Genomic DNA, 19,029 nt, shown 5'->3' with positions numbered 1-19,029 from the left:
GCTACCGCTTCGCGAGCAGGTCGCGGCACAGGGCCTCGTAACGGGCGGCCACGTCGTCCCAGGTGTACTCGGTGCGGGCCCGCTCACGTGCGGCGTCGCCCCGGGCCCGTCCCCTCGCCGGGTCGGCCTCCGCGTCCTCCACGGCCTTGGCCAGTGACGCGGCGTCGGCGAAGAACTCACCGGTCTCGCCGAGCACCTCGCGGTTGAAGTTCACGTCGTAGGCGACCACCGGGGCCCCTGCGCCCATGGCCCGCAGCAGGGACGGGTTGGTGCCGCCGACGGAGTGGCCGTGCAGGTAGGTCGCGGCCCCCGCGTAGAGCGCGTCGAGCAGGCGCTGGTCCCAGATCCCGCCGGTCAGCGTCACCCGCGGGTCGGCCTCGGCCAGGCGCTCGATCCCGCGCGTGTACTCCGCGGCGTACGGCGCCGACCCGACGACCACCAGGGGGTAGGTCGCGGCGCTCCGCGTGTAGCCCTCCACGATGAGGTCGACGTGGTTCTCCGGCTCGAACCTGGCGACCACGAGGTGATAGCGGCCGGGCTCGTATCCGGCGGCGCGCAGGACCTCCTCGTCGACGGCCTCCTGCACGGGCGCGCCGTACGGGATCATCACGCTCGCGGTTTTGTAACGTTCCCGGTAGTAGTCCTGGATCCCTCTGGCGTCCGCGATGATCTCGTCGGACCAGCGCACCGCGAGGCGTTCGGCGACGAGGTAGTACCTGCGGCCGGTTCCGTTCCACTTGGCGCGCTTCCACTCCAGGCCGTCGACGTGGGTGGCGACGGGGATGCGGGCGGCCCGCACGAGGGGCAGCAGCGGCGAGTTGGCCGCGTTGAAGACCAGCGCCACGTCGGTGCGCCGCCCGAGCAGGTGCCCGACCGACAGGGCCGTATGGCTCAGGGTTTCGAGCACTTTGTGACGGACGGCCGGCAGGTGGACCAGGCGCATTCCCCGGTACTCGCGCATCCGCTCACCGCCCGAACGGCAGTAGACGCGCACCTCGTGTCCCGCCTCGACCAGGCGCGCGCCTATCTCCTCCACCGCGGTCTCGAACCCGCCGTAACGGGCGGGGACCCCTCTCGTGCCGATCATCGCGATTCGCAACCGGCCCTCCATCGAGTCCTGGCCCCATCAAGTGTGTGCGAAAATCGTGAGAACCATACCTCGGGATGGGGATTACTTGGATAAGGATCGAGTGGTAATCGCACATCCGTCACCAGATTTATATGGCTCTGACCGCATGGTGCTCGAATCGGTGAATTCGGTCATAAATACGCATCATGTCCTTTTTGTCCTACCGGTTGACGGACCGCTTACCGAACGCCTGCGGGCGGCGGGCGCCGAGATCGCCTTCCTGCCCGTCCCCGTGCTGCGCAAGTCCCTGCTGTCTCCCGGGGGCCTGCTGTCGCTCGCCTGGCGTACGCTCACCGTCCTGCCGCGCATGGTCGCGCTGCTCCGGCGGACACGTCCGCCGGTGCTGTACGTGAGCACGATCACCATTCCGCTGTGGATCGTGGCCGGCCGCCTGGCCGGAGTCCGGGTGATCTGCCACGCCCACGAGGCCGAGCAGAACCTCTCCCCGTTGGTGCGGCGCCTGCTCACCGCCCCCGTACGGCTCGCCCACCTGACGGTGGCCAACAGCGAGGCGTGCCTGCGCACCCTGACCACGGCCGGGGTGCGCCCCGACCGGGTGCGAGTGATCTACAACGGGGTGCCCGACCGCGGTGACGCGACACCGCCGCGGGAGACGCCCGAGGGCCGGCTCGTGCTCGTGGGCAGGCTCTCCCCCCGCAAGGGCACCGACGTGGCCGTACGGGCCGCCGCGCTGCTGCGCGAGCGCGGCCGCGCGGTGCGGCTCACGCTCGTCGGCGCCGTCTTCCCGGGCTACGAGTGGTTCGAGGAGGAGCTCAGGTCGATCGCCGGCGAGGAGATCGAGTTCGCCGGGTTCCAGGACGTGGTCGCGCCCTTCCTGGCCGACGCCGACATCGTGCTGGTGCCCTCCCGCGAGGAGCCGTTCGGCAACGTCGCGGTGGAGGGCATGCTCGCGGGCCGGCCGGTGGTGGCGAGCGAGGTCCAGGGGCTCGCCGAGATCGTCCGGCCGGGCGAGACGGGGCTGCTGGTGCCTCCCGGCGATCCCGCCGCGCTCGCGGACGCGATAGAAGAACTGCTGGGCGACTGGCCACGCGCCCTGACCATGGCACGGGCGGGACGGGAGGACGCGTGTGACCGTTTTGCGCTGACGCGTTACCACAAGGAAACGGCTCGCGTCCTTTCCGCGTCGCATACCTCTGCCTAGACTTCGAAAGGGGAAAAGCGTGGGAGGTAACGGGGAAGTGGTGAGCGAGGAGTCCGAGGAGGTCCTGCCCGAAGTCGGACTCCTGGAGGCCGTCTGGCGGTATCGCTGGTCCTCGCTCCTGATCATCATCTTGTCCGGGCTGGCCGCGGCCGGTGCGACGCTGGTGCTGCTCAACGGCGCCACGGCGACCGCGCGGTTCGCCGTGACCGACCCGCGCAGCACGTCGTTCCTCCGGCAGGGCGTCTCCTCCGACAGCAGCTTCATCGCCTACACCGCCCAGCGGGCGGCGTACACACAGTCGGCGAAGGTCCTCGGGCGCGCCCAGCAGCTCCTGGAGACCCGCCAGTCGTACCAGATCGACCTGGAGACCCTGCGCGAGAACGTCCAGGCGAGCCCGGGGTCGAGCGGCGGGATCATCGAGGTGCAGGCGGCGGCGAAGACCGACCGGATCGCCGCGAACATCGCCAACGCCGTGGTCGAGGCGTACCAGAGCCTGACCGCGGAGACCGCCAAGGCCGACCAGGCCAAGCTGGTCAAGAGCATCAGGGCCACCGAGCTCCAGATCCGGGGCAGCCTGAAGAAGGCCGCTCCCGGGAGCGGCGTCGCGACCTCGCTCACCGAGGCCCTGGTGCAGCTCCAGCTGAAGGAGAGCGACGCCCAGATCGACCTGGCGACGTACAACGACGGTGTCCGGTTCGTCGACCAGGCCAACCCGCTGCGGATCTCGCCCAGCAAGCTGCCGAGGAACTCCGCGATCGGGCTGGCACTCGGCATCATCATCGCCGTCGTGATCGCCTTCCTCCGGGCGACCAACCCCATCACCCGGGTCGCCCGCGCCACGATGGGCACGGGACGGCGCAAGCGCCCGCGGCGCATCCTGCTCGCCAAGGCCCAGCCGACGCGGCTGACCGCCAAGGCGCTGACCGCCGCGCCGTCGTCCTCCACGTCATCGGGGGCGTCCTCCAGCCTCTCCTCCGGATCGGGCGGCCCGGGTTCGTCCTCGTCGATGTCGTCCGGTGCGCGCAACGGCTCCGTCGTGAACGGCGCGAACGGCATGAACGCCGCCAACGGGGTGAACGGTTTGAACGGCCTGGACGAGGAGGAGGACAGCACGGCGGTCTACGACCGCAACGCGCTGCTCGCCTACAACGTGGACGACGAGGAGCTGCGGATCGTCGACATCAGCGCGGAGGCGCGCAACTCGAAGCGGTGACATGCTCCCCCGGCCCGAGGGGCCCGGGGCACCGCTCACCACGTCACGGCGCAGATTCCACGGCTCAGGTTGTCATGGCCGGAGGCCGGGCCAGGCGGCGTGCAGCGCCTCGCGCCAGTCCCGCATCGGGGGCAGCCCCGCCCCCACCCACCCGGCGTGCGACAGCACGCTGAACTCCGGACGGCGCGCGGGCCTCGGGAAGGCGGCGCTGCTCACCGGGCGCACCCGGCCGGGGTCGGCGCCGAGCAGCGTGAAGACCTCGCGGGCGAGGCCGTACCAGGTCGTGCGGCCGGCGTTGGTGCCGTGGTAGATCCCCGGCGGGGCGGACGCGCGGACCAGCCGGATCACCTGGTCGGCGAGGTCGGCGGTCCAGGTGGGCTGGCCGTGCTGGTCGTCCACCACGTCGACCGTCTCCCGCTCCCCGGCCAGCCGGATCATCGTACGGACGAAGTTCGCCCCGGCGTCGCCGTACAGCCAGGCGGTGCGCACGACGTGGCCGCCGTGCTCCAGCGCCGCGCGCTCCCCTGCGAGCTTGGTCCGTCCGTACGCGTTGAGCGGGGCGGTCGCGGCGTCCTCGGGAACGGGCTCGCGGGCGTCCCCCGGGAACACGTAGTCGGTGGAGATCTGGACGAAGCGCGCGCCGGCCTCGGCCGCGCGGGCGGCGAGCTCGCGGACGGCGTGGCCGTTCACCGCCATCGCCTCGTCCTCGTGGTGCTCCGCGTCGTCCACGCCGGTCCAGGCCGCGCAGTTCACCACCACGTCCGGGCGGTGGCCAAGCACCCAGTCGCGCACCGCCGCGGGATCGCGGATGTCGAGCTCCGCCCGTTTCGGCGCGACGACCTCGCCGTCGGCCCGCCGTACCAGGTCGGTGGCGAGCATGCCGCCGCCGCCCGTGACCAGCCAGCGCATCAGTGCTCCCCGAGCAGGGGCGTCCACCAGTCGGGGTTGCCGGAGTACCAGGCGATGGTGTCCCTGAGCCCGTCGTCGAAGCCGACGGACGGCTCGTAGCCGAGCGCCCGGATCTTGGCGTCGCTGAGCGAGTAACGCCGGTCGTGGCCCTTCCGGTCGGGCACGTGCTCGACCATGTCCCAGCCGTATCCGAAGGCCTCCAGCAGACGGATCGTCAGCTCCTTGTTGGCCAGCTCCGCCGTCCCGGCGACGTGGTAGGTCTCGCCCGCCGCGCCGCGCTCGGCCACGAGCTGGATGCCCCGGCAGTGGTCCTCGACGTGGACCCAGTCTCTGACGTTGCCGCCGTCGCCGTACAACGGGACCTTCTCGCCCCGGATCAGCCGCGTGACGAAGAACGGCACGAGCTTCTCGGGGTACTGGTAGGGACCGTAGTTGTTCCCGCAGCGCGTGATCATCACCGGCAGGCCGTGGGTGACGCCGTACGCGCAGGCGACGTGGTCGGCGCCCGCCTTCGACGCCGAGTACGGCGAGCGGGGACGCAGGGGCGCCTCCTCGTCCCAGGAGCCGGTCTCGATCGAGCCGTAGACCTCGTCGGTGGACACGTGCACGACCCTGGACACACCCGCGTCCAGGCACGCCTGCATGAGCGCCTGCGTCCCGAGCACGTTGGTCCGGACGAACTCGGCGGCGCTGTCGATGGAGCGGTCGACGTGCGACTCCGCCGCGAAGTGCACGACGACCTCGTGCCCGGGAACGACCTCGGCGAGCAGCGCGGCGTCGCAGACGTCCCCGTGGACGAAGTCGAACCCCCCGGAGACGGGCTCCAGGTTGGCGAGGTTGCCCGCGTAGGTGAGCTTGTCGAGCACGGTGACACGGGCCCCGGTGAACGCGGGATAGCCGCCGGAGACCAGGGTGCGGACGTAGTGCGAGCCGATGAAGCCGGCCCCGCCCGTGACGAGGACCCTCACGATGAGATCTGCACCTTACTGTGGTCGCCGAGCACGAGCCGATGTGCCCGGGGCGTGTTGGGGGCCGGGGTGACCTCCACATCGTGGCCGATCAGAGAGGCCTCCACCCGGCGTACGCCGGTGATCGAGGACCGGGACAGCACGATCGAATACTCTATCTCGCTGTCCTCGACGACGCAGTCGGCGCCGATCGAGGTGAACGGGCCCACGTAGGAGTCCGTGATACGGGTGCCCGCGCCGATGACGACAGGACCGACGATGCGCGACCCGGTCACCAGCGCGCCTTCCTCGATCACGACCCGGCCGATCAGCTCGCTGGCCTCGTCGGCCTGGCCGCGGACGGCCGGTTCGAGGCTCTCCAGGACGAGCCTGTTGACCTCCAGCATGTCGGAGACGTTCCCGGTGTCCTTCCAGTATCCGGAGATCACCGTCGACTCCACCCGGTGTCCCTCGTCGATCAGCCACTGGATGGCGTCGGTGATCTCCAGCTCGCCCCGCCGCGACGGCTTGAGCTCGGCCACGGCCCGGTGCACCGCCGGGGTGAAGAGGTAGACGCCGACCAGGGCGAGGTCGCTCTTCGGCGTCTCCGGTTTCTCCTCCAGGCCCACCACACGCCCGCCGGGGCCGAGTTCGGCGACCCCGAACTGCCGTGGATCGGGCACGCGGGTCAGCATGATCTGGGCCGCGGGCCGGTCGGCGGCGAAGCGGCGGACGATCTCGGTGATCCCCCCGACGATGAAGTTGTCCCCGAGGTACATGACGAAGTCGTCGTCACCCAGGTAGTCGGTGGCGATGAGCACGGCGTGGGCGAGCCCGAGCGGGGCCTCCTGCCGCAGGTAGGTCACCTCCAGCCCGAGCTCGCGCCCGTCTCCGACGGCGGCCTCGATCTCGGCGTGGGTGCCGCCCACGACGATGCCGACCTCCCGGATGCCGGCGGCGGCGATCGCCTCAAGACCGTAGAAGAGCACCGGCTTGTTGGCGACCGGAACGAGCTGCTTGGCCGAGGTGTTCGTGATGGGCCGCAGCCGCGTGCCCGATCCGCCCGCCAGCACGAGCGCCTTCACCTGGGGCCCCTCCCGCCGGTCGTCGCCTCGTCGCGTCGCGGCACCAGCAGGCGCACTAGTAGGCCCCTTCCCCGCCGACGACCGCCGCCCATGTCTTCCAGAGGATCTGCAGGTCCATGATGAGCGACCAGTTCTCGACGTAGCGCAGGTCGAGCCGGACCGACTCCTCCCAGGACAGCTCGGACCTGCCGCTCACCTGCCACAGGCCCGTCATGCCGGGCTTGACCAGCAGGCGCCGCCGCACGTCGTCGCCGTACTGCGCCACCTCCTCCGGCAGCGGCGGGCGGGGGCCCACGAGGGACATCTCACCGCGCAGCACGTTGAGGAGCTGGGTGAGCTCGTCGAGGGAGTAGCGGCGCAGCACCCCTCCGACCGGTGTCACCCTCGGGTCCTTGCGCATCTTGAACAGCACGCCGTTCCCGGCGTCGCGCTGCGTGAGCTCGTGCTTGACGGCCTCGGCGTTCCGCACCATCGTCCGGAACTTGTAGAGCACGAACAGCCTGCCGTCCTTGCCGACGCGGGGCTGCCGGAACAGGACCGGCCCGCCGCTGGTCACCCTGATCACCAGGCCGATCGTCAGCAGGACCGGCAGGATCACGATCAGGATCAGCGCCGCGACCACCCGGTCGAAGACGCTCTTGACGAGCTGCTTGCCTCCCCGCAGGTCGGGGTGGGCGACGTGGAGCAGGGGCAACCCGGCGACCGGGCGGATGCTGATCCTCGGCCCGGCCACCTCCATGAGCGCGGAGGCGACGTAGAGCTCGGTGCCCGTCTCCTCCAGCTGCCACGTCAGGCGGCGCAGCATCGATCCGTCCAGCTCGGGGCAGGAGAGCACGGCGACCGTGTCGGCGCCCACCCGTTCCACCACCTCGGCGACGTCGGAGAAGTCGCCGAGGACCGGGAAGCCGTCGAACTGGGCGGGCAGGTCCATGTGCTGTTCCGGCGGGACGCACGCCGCGACGATGCGCATGCCGTGGTGGCGCTGCCGGCTCAGCTGGGCGTGCAGTTCCAGCACCGAGCCCCAGTGGCCCACCACGACGACCCGCCGCAGGCACTCTCCGGCCCGGCGCCGCCGGTGCAGCCGCTTGCGCAGGCCGTACCGGAGGAGAAGGCAGCACAGGCCGGCGAGCGGGATGGCGACCATGACGTAGCTGCGGGCCAGGAGGGTCTGGGTGAGGTACGCGGAGATCGCGACGACCGAGGCGAGGGCGGCCGTGGCGTGGAGGACCTTGCGGTACTCCTCGGCGCCGTCCCCGAGGTGACGGGTGTCGTATCCGCCGATCAGGGCCACGACCAGCGGCCAGGCGACGACCAGCGACGCCGCGAGCGCGCTCTCCCACGTCCCGGCCTCGCCCAACAGGAGCCTGACCCCGAGGACGCCGAGGACGGACAACGCACCGCAGGCCACGTCGCCCACCAGCATCACGCGGACGTGGCGGCGCGGCCAACCGGCCCGGTCCGTCGACTGCCTCACGGCGTATAACGCGTCGTCAATGGCAATGTCCATGCGCCCTCGCCTCTGCCCATCCTCACTTCTGGAGGAAAGCCCGCCCGGTTCAGCCTGCGTCAGAAGGTGATGATTGGAACGATCCTAGGGGATGGCGGAAGTTACAGGGAAGTTCAACCATACGTCCACATGCGGCCATACTCACGTGGTGGACAAGACGTCCGACAGATGGTCCCGATTTCACTACGTATTGGACCGTCCCGTGTGCCGGGTATGGGTCAGTACGGTAGATGTCTGCTTTGGAATGCACGCGCGCAGGACAAGGACTTGAGCATTGGACACCACGTGACGACATCCGGACAGTTACCTCTCACCGCGACCCCGCCGCCGCGGGTGTCACGCCGGCGCAAGGTGCTGATCGTCGTGACCCTCGTGCTCCTCCTCCCGCCGGCCGCCCTCTTCGCGGTGCTGATGCAGCGCCAGCACGTGTACGACACCAACCTCCGGCGGGTGCAGCAGGTGTTCCCCGAGGAGTGGGACCGACCGGCCAAAGCAATTGGAACCGCCCAGAACTGGCTGGTCGTCGGCGCGGACAAGCGGCCCGGAGAGAGCGGCTTCCAGCGGTCGGACAGCCTCATGATCGCGCATATCCCCGCCGATCGGAAGCGAATCTTCCTGATCGGCATACCTCGTGACTCGTATGTGACCATCCCCGGCCACGGCCGGGACAAGATCAACGCGGCCTACGCGTACGGCGGTCCGCGCCTTTTGATCCAGACGGTGGAGAAGCTGGCCAAGGTCCGGATCGACCACTTCGCCGCGCTGGATTTCGATGGTTTCGTCGAGATGAGCAAGGCACTGGGCGGCGTAGACGTCTATGTGGCCCGTCAGGTTCACGACCCCGCAAACAAAATCACCTGGCCCCAGGGAAACGTGCATCTGGAGGGCGAGCGCGCGTTGCTATTTGTCCGCCAGCGTTACGGACTGCCCGGCGGAGATTTCGACCGTATTAAAAGACAGCAGGCCTTCTTACGGGCGGTGGCCCAAAAAGTGGTCAGCAAGGGGATGCTGACCAATCCGTTCGCGCTGGACAAGTTCCTCCAGGCATTGACACGGTCCCTGTCGGTGGACTCGGGGGTCGACATGAAGACCCTCAGGAGCCTGGCTGTCGAACTTCGCGACATACGCGGCGACGACCTGCGGTCGGCCACCTACCCCGTCGCCGGCACGGACACGGTCAAGGGAGTGAGCATCGTCCGCCTGGACGCGAAGGAGGGCGCGAAGCTCACCGACGCCCTGCGGGCCGACACGCTGGAGCGCTACTTCGCCGACCGGGGCGGGCTGAACGAGTCCTCCTTCGTCCGGTGACCCGCTCGTCTAGTCGTATTCGAGATCGGGCAGGGGCGAGGGCGGCTCCGGGCTGCGCCACACCACGACGTAGTCGGCGTGCGCGCCGGCCACCGCCGTGCTCAGCCGGTCGAGGTCGAAGTCCGGCAGATACCGCAGCCGGGCGAGGAAGCTCGCGTCGGTCGCCGAGTGCGGGACCACGCAGCCCTCGCCCGCGCGGTCCAGCAGGACGATGAAGACGTCGTCAGGCTGGCCGGACGGTTCCCGGCGCTCGTGCCCGCCGACGCGGACCTCGACGACGTCCTCCCACGCGAGAGCCTCGACGCTGCCGTCGGCATAGTGACGCGTCACGCCTTCTTCGGTGACGTACACATAGGTGTCCGGCACTGGGTTGCCGTGCATGGGCGCGATTGTGACGACTCACAGCGGCCCCGTGCAAGACCGTTCAGGCAGGCGGCTCAGCCATGCCGCCACCGCAGATGGGCGCGCACCGCCCGCACCGCCGCCTCTGCCGGTCCCTCCTCGATCGTGCGCAGCAGCGCCGCGTGCTCGGCCGCGAGCTCACGTGGGTCCTCGTACGCGTGCCTGAGCCGGACGAGCCCGAGCCGCGTCTCGGCCGCCAGCGTGCCGTACAGACGCTCCAGGCGGGGGCTTCCGGCGGCGGCGACGAGCGCCTCGTGCAGCGCCATGTGCTCGGCCACCACACTCGCCCAGGGGGCTCCGGACGGCAGGCCGGACAGGCGGCCCAGCGCCTCCTCCGCGGCGCGCACCCGGCGGCCGGCGACCGCCTCCGCCATGAGCTCCTCCAGCGGCCTCCTGACGTACATGAGGTCGGCCAGGTCGGCGGGGGTGATCTCCGGGACGTACGCGCTGCGGTTGCGCTCGCGCCGCAGCAGCCCCTCGTGGACGAGGAGCGCCAGCGCCTCCCTGACGGTGGGGCGGGCCACGCCGTACCGCGCGGACAGCTCCTGCTCGGGCAGTGCCGCTCCCGGCTCGACGTCCCCCGACAGCACCCGCTCGCGCAGCGCGGCGGCGAGCGCCTCGACGGTGGAGACGGGCCTCAGGGTGGTCACGGGGCTGAGCCTACTCATCGGATCGGATCTGTACCGGGCCCGTCAGTGACGACCGGCGGTCACCTTCGGCGTCCCGGGCTTCTCGGGCTTGTCTGGCTGCTCGGGCTGCTCGGGCTTCTCTGGCGCGTGGGCGTCCGGAGTGCGCGCCCGGGCGGGCAGGGCGACCACGGCCAGGCCCGCGGCGAGCAGCGCGAGACCGGCCCACGAGACCGCGGACAGGCGCTCGCGCAGCGCCACGACGCCGAGCAGGGCCGCGACAGCGGGTTCGGCCAGCGCGAGCGTGGCCGCCGTGGCCACGGGGGTCGTGCGCAGGCCCCGGCCGTACAGGAGATAGGCGAGGGCCGTCGTGGCGCAGCCGAGATAGAGCGCGGTCAGCAGGCCGCCCGGCCGGGCGAGCCACACCGGGCCGCTCAGCACGAGGACCGGCACCATGAGGACGGCCGCGCCGCCGAAGAGCACGCCCATGACGGTCCCCGAATCCGTCCCTCCGCCGATGGCGCGGGCGGCGACGACCACGTAGAAGGCGTACAGGAGCCCGCCGAGCAGGGCGAGCCCGATGCCCGCGGCGTCGGCGCCGGTCTCCCCTCCGGCGCCCCCGCCCGTGACGAGCACCGCGCATCCGGCGAGGGCGGCGGCCGTGGCGAGGGCCCAGCGCCCGGTCGGCCGCTCGCGCCCCACGAGCCAGGACAGGACCCCGGTGAAGACCGGGCCGCTGCCGATGGCCACCACCGTGCCGATCGCGACTCCCGTACGGTGGACCGCCGCGAAGAAGCACAGCTGGTAGGCCGCCACCGCCGCGGCCCCCAGAGCCAGCGTCCAGTGCGCGCGGGCCCACCGCGCCAGGCCGGGCCCGGGGGTCCGTACGCGCTCGCGGGAACGGTCCAGAGGGCGACGGCGGAGGGAACGGCGGTGCGCGGAGACCGCCAGCGCGGCCAGTACGGCGCCGCCCAGCACGAGGCGGGCGGCCGCCAGAGAGACGGAGTCGGCGGCGGCGAGGGCGCCCGCGGTGCCCGCCGTCCCCCACAGCACGGCCGCGGCGACCACGGCGAACGGACCGGATCGGGTATGCATGAGGTCGATTGTCTGACAACCAGACAGCAATCGGCAAGGCGTTTGCCCACGAACGCTGAGACTGTCCTGATACGGGGCTGTGGCCCAACTCGTTAGGAACGATCCCTGGTGGGCCGACTCACCGATTGCTAGGGTTTCGCCACTAATTAACATGTGTGTAACCGACGGGCGGGGCCATGGCTGGTCGGAAACGGTCCATTCGCTTCAAGATTTTCGCGATCCTGCTGGTGCCGGTGACCGCTCTGGTGGTGATCTGGGGGTTCGCCGCCACCGTGACGATCGAGCAGGGGCAGCAGCTCCTGCGCATCCAGAAGGTCTACGACAACGTCGTCTATCCGGTCAGCGAGACGATCAACGCGTTGCAGACCGAGCGGTTCGTGTCCGTGAGCTACCTCGCCTGGCGCACCGCCTCGTTGCGTACGGACCTCCAGGGCCAGCGGCGCAGGACCGACGGCTGGGCGGACGAGATGACCCGCCTGTCGGAGCAGGCGCGGGACGAGACGCCGCCCGCCATGTGGAGCCGCGTCCAGGACCTGATCCGGCAGGTGCGCGGTCTCGACGTCCTGCGCGGCCAGATCGACGACCACACGCTGACCCGTCTCGAGGCGATAGAGGAGTACAGCTCGGTCGTCGAGACCGCCAACCAGGTCTACGACCGGCTCATGATCTCCCCCGACATCGACATCGTCGGGCAGACCAAGGCGCTCATCCTGCTCGTCCGCAGCCGCGAGGTGGTGAGCCAGCAGTCGGCGCTCGTGCTGGGCGCGCAGGCGTCCGGCCGGATGTCGCAGGACGAGCGGGACGCCTTCTCGGGCATGGTCGGCAAGCGCCGCCTGCTCTACCAGCTCGGCACCAGCCAGCTCGACTCCACCCTTCTCAAGCAGTTCGGCGCTCTCAACGCCTCCCCCGTCTACTCGGCGTTCCTCTCGCTGGAGAACGACGTGATCGCCAGGGTGCGGCCCGGGCAGCCGCTGCCCCCGGACGCGATCGCCTGGCCGACGACGGCCCAGGCCCTGACCAGCCAGCTCACCGAGACGACCAACGTCGCGGCCGACGTCACCGCCGCCCGCGCCCTGCCGCTGGCGCAGGCGGTGCTCTGGCGCATCGGGATCGTCGGCGTCCTCGGCCTGGCCGCGGTGCTCGCGACCATGTTCATCTCCTTCCGGTTCGCCCGCACGCTGACCGGCGAGCTCACCGCCCTCCACCGGGCGGCCCGCGACCTCGCCGAGCGGCGCCTGCCCGACCTCGTACGGCGGCTGCGACGCGGCGACGACGTCGACGTGGCGGCGGAGACGCCGCCGGTGGTGCAGCGCAGCGACACGTTCGAGGTCGAGAACGTGGGCAACGCGTTCACGTCCGTGCAACAGACCGCCGTCGAGGCGGCGGTGGGCCAGGCGGAGCTGCGCAAGGGCGTCAACAAGGTCTTCCTCAACCTGGCCCGCCGCAGCCAGTCGCTGCTGCAGCGCCAGCTCGGCATGCTCGACAGCCTGGAGAAGGTGACCGCCGACCCCGACCTGCTGGAGCGGCTCTTCGGGGTGGACCACCTCACCACCCGCATGCGCCGCCACGCGGAGGGCCTGATCATCCTCTCCGGGGCCGTGCCCGGGCGCGGCTGGCGCAACCCGGTCCGCCTGTACGACGTGGTGCGCGCCGCGATCGAGGAGGTCGAGGACTACCTGCGGGTGGACGTGACCGTCCCGCACGGGTACTCCCTCGTCGGCGGAAGCGTCACCGACATGATCCACCTGCTGGCCGAGCTGATCGAGAACGCCACCGTCTTCTCCCCTCCGCACACCCGGGTGCACGTCCGGGGCGAGGTCGTCGGCCGCGGTTTCGCGCTGGAAGTCGAGGACCGCGGGCTCGGCATCCCGCCGGAGGAGCTGGAGCGCCTCAACCAGCGCCTCGCCGACCCGCCCGAGTTCGATCTCGCCGACAGCGACCGGCTCGGGCTGTTCGTGGTGGGCCTGCTGGCCCGGCGGCACAACATCCGCGTCTCCCTGCGCAGCTCGCCGTACGGCGGGACGAGCGCCGTCATGCTGCTCCCGCAGGAGATCGTGGTGGAGGCCGGGATGCACGAGCCGGCGGTGCAGCCTCTCTCGCAGCCGGAGCACGTGGCCCCGGCGCTCGCCCTCACGCCGCTCGCCGGCGGCGGCCACGACTCCCTGCCCAAGCGGGTACGACAGGCCAACATCGCTCCGCAGCTCAGGGAGGAACCGCCGCTCAGGCAGGATCCGGAGTTCAGGGAGCAACCGCAGCTCAGGGAGGAACGGAGCGACGTGTTCTCCTCGTTCCGGTCGGGCTGGCAGCGCGCCCAGGAGGACTCGTGAGCGAGCAGGAGGAGGGGCCCCTGCTGCGCCCCTACACGATCACCCGGGGACGCACCCGTCCGACGGGGCCGGAGTTCGACCTGATGACCATCATCAGGACGGCCCCCGCGGCGTACCGCGGGGTCTCCGGGCTGGCCCCGGAGCACTGGCGGATCCTGCAGCTGTGCCGGGGGCCCTCCTCCGTGGCCGACCTGGCGTCGGAGCTGGGGCTTTCGCTGAACGTCGTACGCATCCTGCTGAGCGACCTGCGCGACCAGGAGCTGATCACGGCGCGACCGCCGGCCACCGTGGCCCAGCTGCCCGAGGAGCGTCTCCTGCGCGAGGTGATCCAGGGGCTGCAGGCGTTGTGACGGCGGCGGCGCCTCAGGAGTCCGCCGCGCAGGACTCCACGAGGCGCTGCACGTGCCAGCGGGCCGGGGTCGTCAGCTCGTCCACGTACCGCTCCAGCAGGGCCGCGCACTCCACCGGATCGGCGATCTCGACGGGCGGCAGGACCAGGATCGCCTCCTCCCCGTCGAGCACGAGCTCGCCCCGCACGCCGAACGTGTCGTCGCCGACCGCGACGGCGGTCTCGAACACGAGGTCGTGCCCGGGCAGCGCCAGCGCCGTGCCGAGCCGTACGGCGGGCCCGGCCAGGTCGGAGATGATCTCGACGCGGACATGGGGGAAGAAGTCACGGGAGAGGGACCGGCCCATCTCGCTGAACCGCGCCGCCGTGCGCTGCAACGCCCGCAGCAGCTCGGCGGCGCCCTGACTTTTGGCGTCCACCTCCGCAGGGTAGATCACCGCCGGTAGCGCTTTGGCCCGATATTTAGGTTGGCCCGGAAATTTCCCGAGGAGAAACCGCCGTCAGCGGAAGGCGTAGCACTCGACCTCCGCACGCCGCCGGGTCAGCCCGCCGTTCGTCGACTCCTCCACGCACGCCCGCTGCGCGGCGCTGAGTTCGAGGGTCCCGCAGACGGAGATCCCGGAGTACGTGCGGCAGTCGAGGGCGGGGTTGAACGCCCCGACCACGTATTTCGCGCGCACCTGGGTCCGGCACCGCTCTCGCGCCTGGCCCGTCTTCGGGTAGCGGCACTGGCCGATGAGGACTCCGTACTGCTCCTGGCTCACCTCCTGCCGCTCGATCCCTCCCTCGGGCAGCGTGGGAGCCTGCCGGTACGCGCTCCGCGGGCCGGTCCCGGGGCGTACGCCGGTCCCGGCGGCGACCGCCGCGACCGCGGCGGCCGTGCCGAGCGTCGTCATGGCGGCGAGCACGGAGACAGCGACGATCTTTCTCATGCGATCCCCCCGAGGAGGAACGTACCCACGGGCGACCACCCGCCCCAGGTGCCTCCACGGACCACACGGGACCACATAGGACGGCCGTGACCTCGCGTCATCGTGAGATCGGCGAAGTCGCCACGTTGTGTAAACAGCACATTGCCGAGTGTGGTCGATGAAGATCGCGGGTACGTGTGGTCCCGGAACCGAAGGGGACGGCCTTCCGCCATTCAAACCCATTTTCCTCGGTCCAAATCCGGTCATTCTCAACACAACGGAGCTTTTACGTGCGATTTGTTCACGCAGTCACAACAGGCGCCCTGGTTCTCGCCGGGCTGACGGGCACGAGCGCGGCCGCGCTGGCCGGCACCGGGCCGACGGACCCCTCGGACTCGGCGTTCGCCGGCTACCAGATCGTCACGCTGCCCAACGCGAACGTGCCGAACTTCACCCGGCGCACCGTGTACTGCCCGGCCGGCAAGCGGGCCGTCGGCGGCGGCGGCGAGGCACAGGGCAACGACGCGGTCCTCGTGGGCAGCTTCCCCACGGCCGACGGCACCGGCTGGATCGCCCTCGGCCGGCAGACCCGCTACGACAGCGTGGGCATCAGCGTCTACGCCATCTGCGCGTACACCAGCTGACGCACCCCGCCCTGCACCCTGCCCGCGGCGCGCCCCACAGCGCGCCGCGGGCGCGGTACGACCAGGGCCTATCCCGAGGCGCGGGACGGGTTTCTTCCGGCCTGGGCGGGGGTGCGTGACATCCCGCGTGACATCCCGCGTGGCATTCTGCGCGCCATCCCGCGCGTCAGGGTGCGTGCGGCGCGGCGGGCGAGGGCCTTGGGGCGGGAGATCGCTTTCGGGGCGGGGCGCCCGGCGGGCGGGTCCTCCCCGGAAGGCACGGCGAGCACCTGGGCGATGTCGCACGCCCGGCTCCCCCGGCACAACGCGTTCTGGATGCCGATCCCCTCGTTCGCGACATTGACGGAGACCTGCTGGGTGCCCCGGTTGCTGATGGGGCTCGACGCGGAGAGCGCGGGCTGCGCCTCCTCCCTCCCCGCCGATGCTCCCCGATCCGGCTGTGGCCCCGGCGAATGACGCGATAGACCGCCTGCGGCGGCGGGCGCCGCGGTGGCGAGAGTCAGCGCGATCGACACACAGGCGACAAGTCCCGAACCGCTCGGCAGAACCGGCCTGCCGTACCACCGACACCTCATCGCGCGCCGCTCCCGTCAGCCGGACCGCTCCTGCGGCCCTTCCTCGTGCGGGCCGATCCTCAGGCTAGTGATCCACCTTTTCCCGGCGCCCGGCACGCGCGGCGTCTTACGCCATCATTGCCATTTCCGTGGCACCCGATCTGATCACACGGCGGGACACGTCACCAGCCGATGGCGTTGACCGGCATGTTCTGCCAGATCTTGCAGTGCCTCGGGCCGGGGCCGCAGAAGGCGCCCTGGGTGTTGATACGGCCGCCGACCGTGATGCCGGTCTGCTGCTGGCCCATCATGAAGGTCGGGCTGTAGACGCCGTTGAGGTTCTGGTTGAATTTGCCGTTCCCCGAGCCGAACTGCCTGGCCGTGGCCACTCCTCCGGCCGCCACCTGACCTCCGCCGCCCCCGTGTCCGTTTCCGTGCCCGGCGGCGTACGCCGCGACTCCGCGGCGCAGCGGCGGCGTGCTCGCGCTCGCCTCCCCCGCGGTGGCGACCGAAGCGGCGACCGAGACGGCGGCCGAGGCGAGCGCGGCCGCGAGGGCGGCCAGTGTCAGGCGGCCGGCCGCGAGCGCCGGCACCGTTCGCACCTGGGGCGCACAGTCGCGGGACATCTGGAAACGCACCTACTCACCAAGGCCATCCGGTGATGGGCCTCGTCGTGGACATGGGCAACGATGCCCTCATACCCCGTCCGGCGACCTCGGTTCCGGCCATGCCGAGCGCGTCATGGATCATGACTCAGCTTTTGCCGCGAGCCACGGCACCGGCACGTCACTGGGCGAGCGGTGACACGGGGGTCGACACAGGGGCGGACGCAGGAGCGGACGACGGGTCCGGCCTGCCGTCCTGCCGCGGAGACGTCCAGACGGGCCACGCCGGCGACGACGTCCGCGGCGCCGGGGAGACCGACCGCGCCGGAACATCCAGCGCGTGATCGAGTCCACGGTCGAATCCGTGGCCGAATCCGTGGTCGAGGTCCAGATCGAGGCCGACGGTCAGCGTCCCGTCGTACGGCAGCGCCTGCTCGTCGCAACGGTCCCAGACGGCCAGCGGGCCCTCGAACCGTGAGGTGAGCAGGTGCTGCAGCGGAGTGCGCGGCAGGAAGAGGTCGACGTCGGGCGTCGCCCGGCGCACCGCCCTGGGCAGCCGCGGCTCACGCAGCCGGACCAGCGTGGCCGGGTGGGAGCGCCCGGCGAGCGCGCGGATGTCGAGGAAGGACAGGTTGGCCAGCTCCCGGGCCGCCGAGACGTGCCGCACGAGCACGCGGACCGGACCCGGCGCGCCGTCCATCCGGGCGAGCGCGGGCTCTGCCCCGGCGTCGCAGACGATCTGGTCGGCGAAGCCGTCCCTGAGCGCCACGACTCCCCCGGCCCCGATCACCTCGACCGCCTTCGCCAGCGCGTCCTGGCCCAGCAGGCCGTCCCAGCGCAGGGCGGGGCCGCAGGCCGCGCATCCCGCCGCGTCGCCCGGACCGCGCCGCGAGCCGGGCCGGTCGCACTCGCGCCGGCAGTCCTCGCACAGAGCGCGCGGCCGTACGCGTGGCTCTCCGGCCGGCGGCCCGCACTCACGACAGCGGACCAGCGGGTAGAGATGCCTGCGCCCGCGCGGGTCGAACAGCTCGCGTACGCAGTCGGGGCAGATGCGGTGCTCCTTCCGGAGGCCGTGCACGTCGAGGTTCACCGGCACGCTTCCGGCCCGCGCGGAAGCACCGGCGGCCCGCCCGCCGGGAGAGGTCAGGATGCCCATGGCGTCCGCACTGCCCCGGGTGATCGCGCCTAATCCCAGAAGTATCAATCGTCACAGACGTCACATATTGCGCATCTCGACCACCGGCGCGAGACTGATGATCTCGATCGGCACGGCAGACCGGAGAACCACGGTGACCGACGGACCAGGATCCCCCGCGATCGACTCCTCCGCCTCACACTCGGCCCGCGTCTGGAACTACCTCCTGGGTGGCAAGGACCACTACGCCGTGGACCGCGAGGACGGCGACATGATCCTCCGGATGTTCCCCGACATCGCCCGGATCGCCCGGCAGCAGCGCGGTTTCCTCGTCCGCGCGGTGCGCTACCTGACCGCCGAGGCCGGCGTACGCCAGTTCCTCGACATCGGCACCGGTCTGCCGACCGCCGACAACACCCACCAGGTCGCCCAGCGCGTCGCCCCGGATAGCCGGATCGTCTACGTCGACAACGACCCGCTCGTCCTGGTGCACGCGCGGGTGCTGCTCACCAGCACGCCGGAGGGCAGGACCGCCTACATCGAGGCCGACGTGCGCGACACGGACACGATCCTGGCCACCGCCCGGAACACGCTCGACTTCGACCGGCCCGTCGCGCTGATGATGCTCGGGATCCTGGGCCAGCTTCGCGACGAGGAGAACCCGGGAGCGGTCGCGGCCCGCCTGCTCGACGCCCTGCCGTCCGGCAGCTATCTGGCGGTGAGCGACGGCACCGACACCAGCGAGGCGCTCGTGCGGGCCATCGAGGTCTACAACGCCAACTCCGCGAGTTCCTACCACCTGCGCACCCCCGAGGCGATCGCCGGCTTCTTCGACGGCCTGGAGCTCGTCGACCCCGGCGTGGTCACCACCTCCCGCTGGCGGCCCGACGTCGCTGACGTGGAAAGCGGTCCCCGCGCGGTGGCCTCGTTCTGCGGCGTCGGCCGCAAGCCCTGACGGCCGGGCCCACGGGCGCCGGCCGCTGAATATTTCACCGCGTCCGGCAGGGGCAGGCAGCGGCCTCGTACGGATTCTCCGAGGTCTCCTCACGTTCTCGTCCGCCCATTGCGGAAAGGGACGTTTCCCCTCACGCGGACCGGTGTACACGACCCGGGCCATCACG

At 71.1% G+C, this 19,029-nt stretch carries 20 protein-coding genes; 8 read left to right on the top strand and 12 right to left on the bottom strand.

The genetic code is table 11. The annotated features are described in order from the left end of the window. Position 1: 1 nt before the first annotated feature. A complete protein-coding gene (locus tag F5972_RS23810) occupies positions 2-1,099 on the bottom strand; it encodes a DUF1972 domain-containing protein (RefSeq protein ID WP_225311779.1) in 1,098 nt (365 codons plus the stop codon). Between the two features lie 136 nt (positions 1,100-1,235). Here F5972_RS23810 and F5972_RS23805 point away from each other — a divergent pair, with 136 nt between their 5' ends. Both F5972_RS23805 and F5972_RS23800 read left to right on the top strand, forming a co-directional pair. Further along, a complete protein-coding gene (locus tag F5972_RS23805; protein WP_150935993.1) occupies positions 1,236-2,291 on the top strand; it encodes a glycosyltransferase family 4 protein in 1,056 nt (351 codons plus the stop codon). A gap of 19 nt (positions 2,292-2,310) precedes the next feature. Then, positions 2,311-3,504, top strand: a complete 1,194-nt coding sequence (locus F5972_RS23800) for a GumC domain-containing protein (protein WP_150935991.1) — start codon at positions 2,311-2,313, stop codon at positions 3,502-3,504. Between the two features lie 72 nt (positions 3,505-3,576). Here the strand turns inward: F5972_RS23800 and rfbD are convergent, their stop codons facing one another. From rfbD to F5972_RS23780, 4 genes are read right to left on the bottom strand one after another with little or no spacing between them, the layout of a single operon-like run. Beyond that, positions 3,577-4,413, bottom strand: a complete 837-nt coding sequence (gene rfbD / locus F5972_RS23795) for a dTDP-4-dehydrorhamnose reductase (protein ID WP_150935989.1) — start codon at positions 4,411-4,413, stop codon at positions 3,577-3,579. Further along, positions 4,413-5,381 (bottom strand): dTDP-glucose 4,6-dehydratase, encoded by a 969-nt coding sequence (rfbB, locus tag F5972_RS23790; RefSeq protein WP_150935987.1) that lies wholly within the window; start codon positions 5,379-5,381, stop codon positions 4,413-4,415. The genes rfbD and rfbB overlap by 1 nt, the downstream gene beginning before the upstream one ends. Then, the gene (locus F5972_RS23785; RefSeq protein ID WP_150935985.1) at positions 5,378-6,445 is read right to left on the bottom strand and encodes a glucose-1-phosphate thymidylyltransferase; all 1,068 of its coding nucleotides are present in this window, start codon (positions 6,443-6,445) and stop codon (positions 5,378-5,380) included. The genes rfbB and F5972_RS23785 overlap by 4 nt, the downstream gene beginning before the upstream one ends. 55 nt (positions 6,446-6,500) lie before the next feature. Further along, on the bottom strand, positions 6,501-7,952 hold the full coding sequence (locus F5972_RS23780; protein WP_150935983.1) for a sugar transferase: 1,452 nt from the start codon (positions 7,950-7,952) through the stop codon (positions 6,501-6,503). Between the two features lie 363 nt (positions 7,953-8,315). Here F5972_RS23780 and F5972_RS23775 point away from each other — a divergent pair, with 363 nt between their 5' ends. Then, positions 8,316-9,260 (top strand): LCP family protein, encoded by a 945-nt coding sequence (locus F5972_RS23775; RefSeq protein WP_191910287.1) that lies wholly within the window; start codon positions 8,316-8,318, stop codon positions 9,258-9,260. Between the two features lie 9 nt (positions 9,261-9,269). Here the strand turns inward: F5972_RS23775 and F5972_RS23770 are convergent, their stop codons facing one another. The 3 genes from F5972_RS23770 to F5972_RS23760 are packed head-to-tail and all read right to left on the bottom strand — an operon-like array spanning position 9,270 to position 11,383. Continuing rightward, complete coding sequence (locus F5972_RS23770) at positions 9,270-9,641, bottom strand: hypothetical protein (protein WP_150935979.1); 372 nt, start codon at positions 9,639-9,641, stop codon at positions 9,270-9,272. A gap of 56 nt (positions 9,642-9,697) precedes the next feature. Next, positions 9,698-10,312 (bottom strand): GntR family transcriptional regulator, encoded by a 615-nt coding sequence (locus F5972_RS23765; RefSeq protein ID WP_225311777.1) that lies wholly within the window; start codon positions 10,310-10,312, stop codon positions 9,698-9,700. Between the two features lie 42 nt (positions 10,313-10,354). Then, positions 10,355-11,383, bottom strand: a complete 1,029-nt coding sequence (locus F5972_RS23760; protein WP_150935975.1) for an EamA family transporter — start codon at positions 11,381-11,383, stop codon at positions 10,355-10,357. A 176-nt stretch (positions 11,384-11,559) separates the two neighbouring features. Between F5972_RS23760 and F5972_RS23755 the strand changes: the two genes are divergently transcribed. Together F5972_RS23755 and F5972_RS23750 are read left to right on the top strand one after the other, a co-directional pair. Further along, complete coding sequence (locus tag F5972_RS23755) at positions 11,560-13,710, top strand: sensor histidine kinase (protein WP_150935973.1); 2,151 nt, start codon at positions 11,560-11,562, stop codon at positions 13,708-13,710. Then, positions 13,707-14,060, top strand: a complete 354-nt coding sequence (locus F5972_RS23750; protein WP_150935971.1) for a DUF742 domain-containing protein — start codon at positions 13,707-13,709, stop codon at positions 14,058-14,060. Before F5972_RS23755 ends, F5972_RS23750 begins: the two co-directional genes overlap by 4 nt. 13 nt (positions 14,061-14,073) lie before the next feature. Here F5972_RS23750 and F5972_RS23745 read toward each other — a convergent pair whose 3' ends face one another. Then, positions 14,074-14,478, bottom strand: a complete 405-nt coding sequence (locus tag F5972_RS23745; protein WP_150935969.1) for a hypothetical protein — start codon at positions 14,476-14,478, stop codon at positions 14,074-14,076. Between the two features lie 81 nt (positions 14,479-14,559). Then, positions 14,560-14,991: a hypothetical protein gene (locus F5972_RS23740; RefSeq protein ID WP_225311776.1), complete on the bottom strand. Its 432-nt coding sequence runs from the start codon at positions 14,989-14,991 to the stop codon at positions 14,560-14,562. A 269-nt stretch (positions 14,992-15,260) separates the two neighbouring features. Here F5972_RS23740 and F5972_RS23735 point away from each other — a divergent pair, with 269 nt between their 5' ends. Continuing rightward, entirely contained in the window at positions 15,261-15,614 is a 354-nt protein-coding gene (locus F5972_RS23735) for a hypothetical protein (protein ID WP_150935967.1), read from the top strand. Between the two features lie 111 nt (positions 15,615-15,725). After that, positions 15,726-16,070: a hypothetical protein gene (locus F5972_RS23730; RefSeq protein WP_150935965.1), complete on the top strand. Its 345-nt coding sequence runs from the start codon at positions 15,726-15,728 to the stop codon at positions 16,068-16,070. A gap of 280 nt (positions 16,071-16,350) precedes the next feature. Here the strand turns inward: F5972_RS23730 and F5972_RS23725 are convergent, their stop codons facing one another. Together F5972_RS23725 and F5972_RS23720 are read right to left on the bottom strand one after the other, a co-directional pair. Then, positions 16,351-16,761, bottom strand: a complete 411-nt coding sequence (locus F5972_RS23725) for a hypothetical protein (protein WP_150935964.1) — start codon at positions 16,759-16,761, stop codon at positions 16,351-16,353. 193 nt (positions 16,762-16,954) lie between these two features. After that, entirely contained in the window at positions 16,955-17,929 is a 975-nt protein-coding gene (locus tag F5972_RS23720) for a carbamoyltransferase HypF (protein WP_150935962.1), read from the bottom strand. 97 nt (positions 17,930-18,026) lie between these two features. Between F5972_RS23720 and F5972_RS23715 the strand changes: the two genes are divergently transcribed. Beyond that, entirely contained in the window at positions 18,027-18,863 is an 837-nt protein-coding gene (locus F5972_RS23715) for an SAM-dependent methyltransferase (RefSeq protein ID WP_150936281.1), read from the top strand. Positions 18,864-19,029: the final 166 nt, after the last annotated feature.

The organism is Microbispora cellulosiformans (genome assembly GCF_008728085.1).
GTDB classification, from domain to species: Bacteria; Actinomycetota; Actinomycetes; order Streptosporangiales; family Streptosporangiaceae; genus Microbispora; species Microbispora amethystogenes.
The sequence above is the reverse complement of the archived record's forward strand: the minus strand, read 5'-3'. Positions and strand labels throughout refer to the sequence as shown.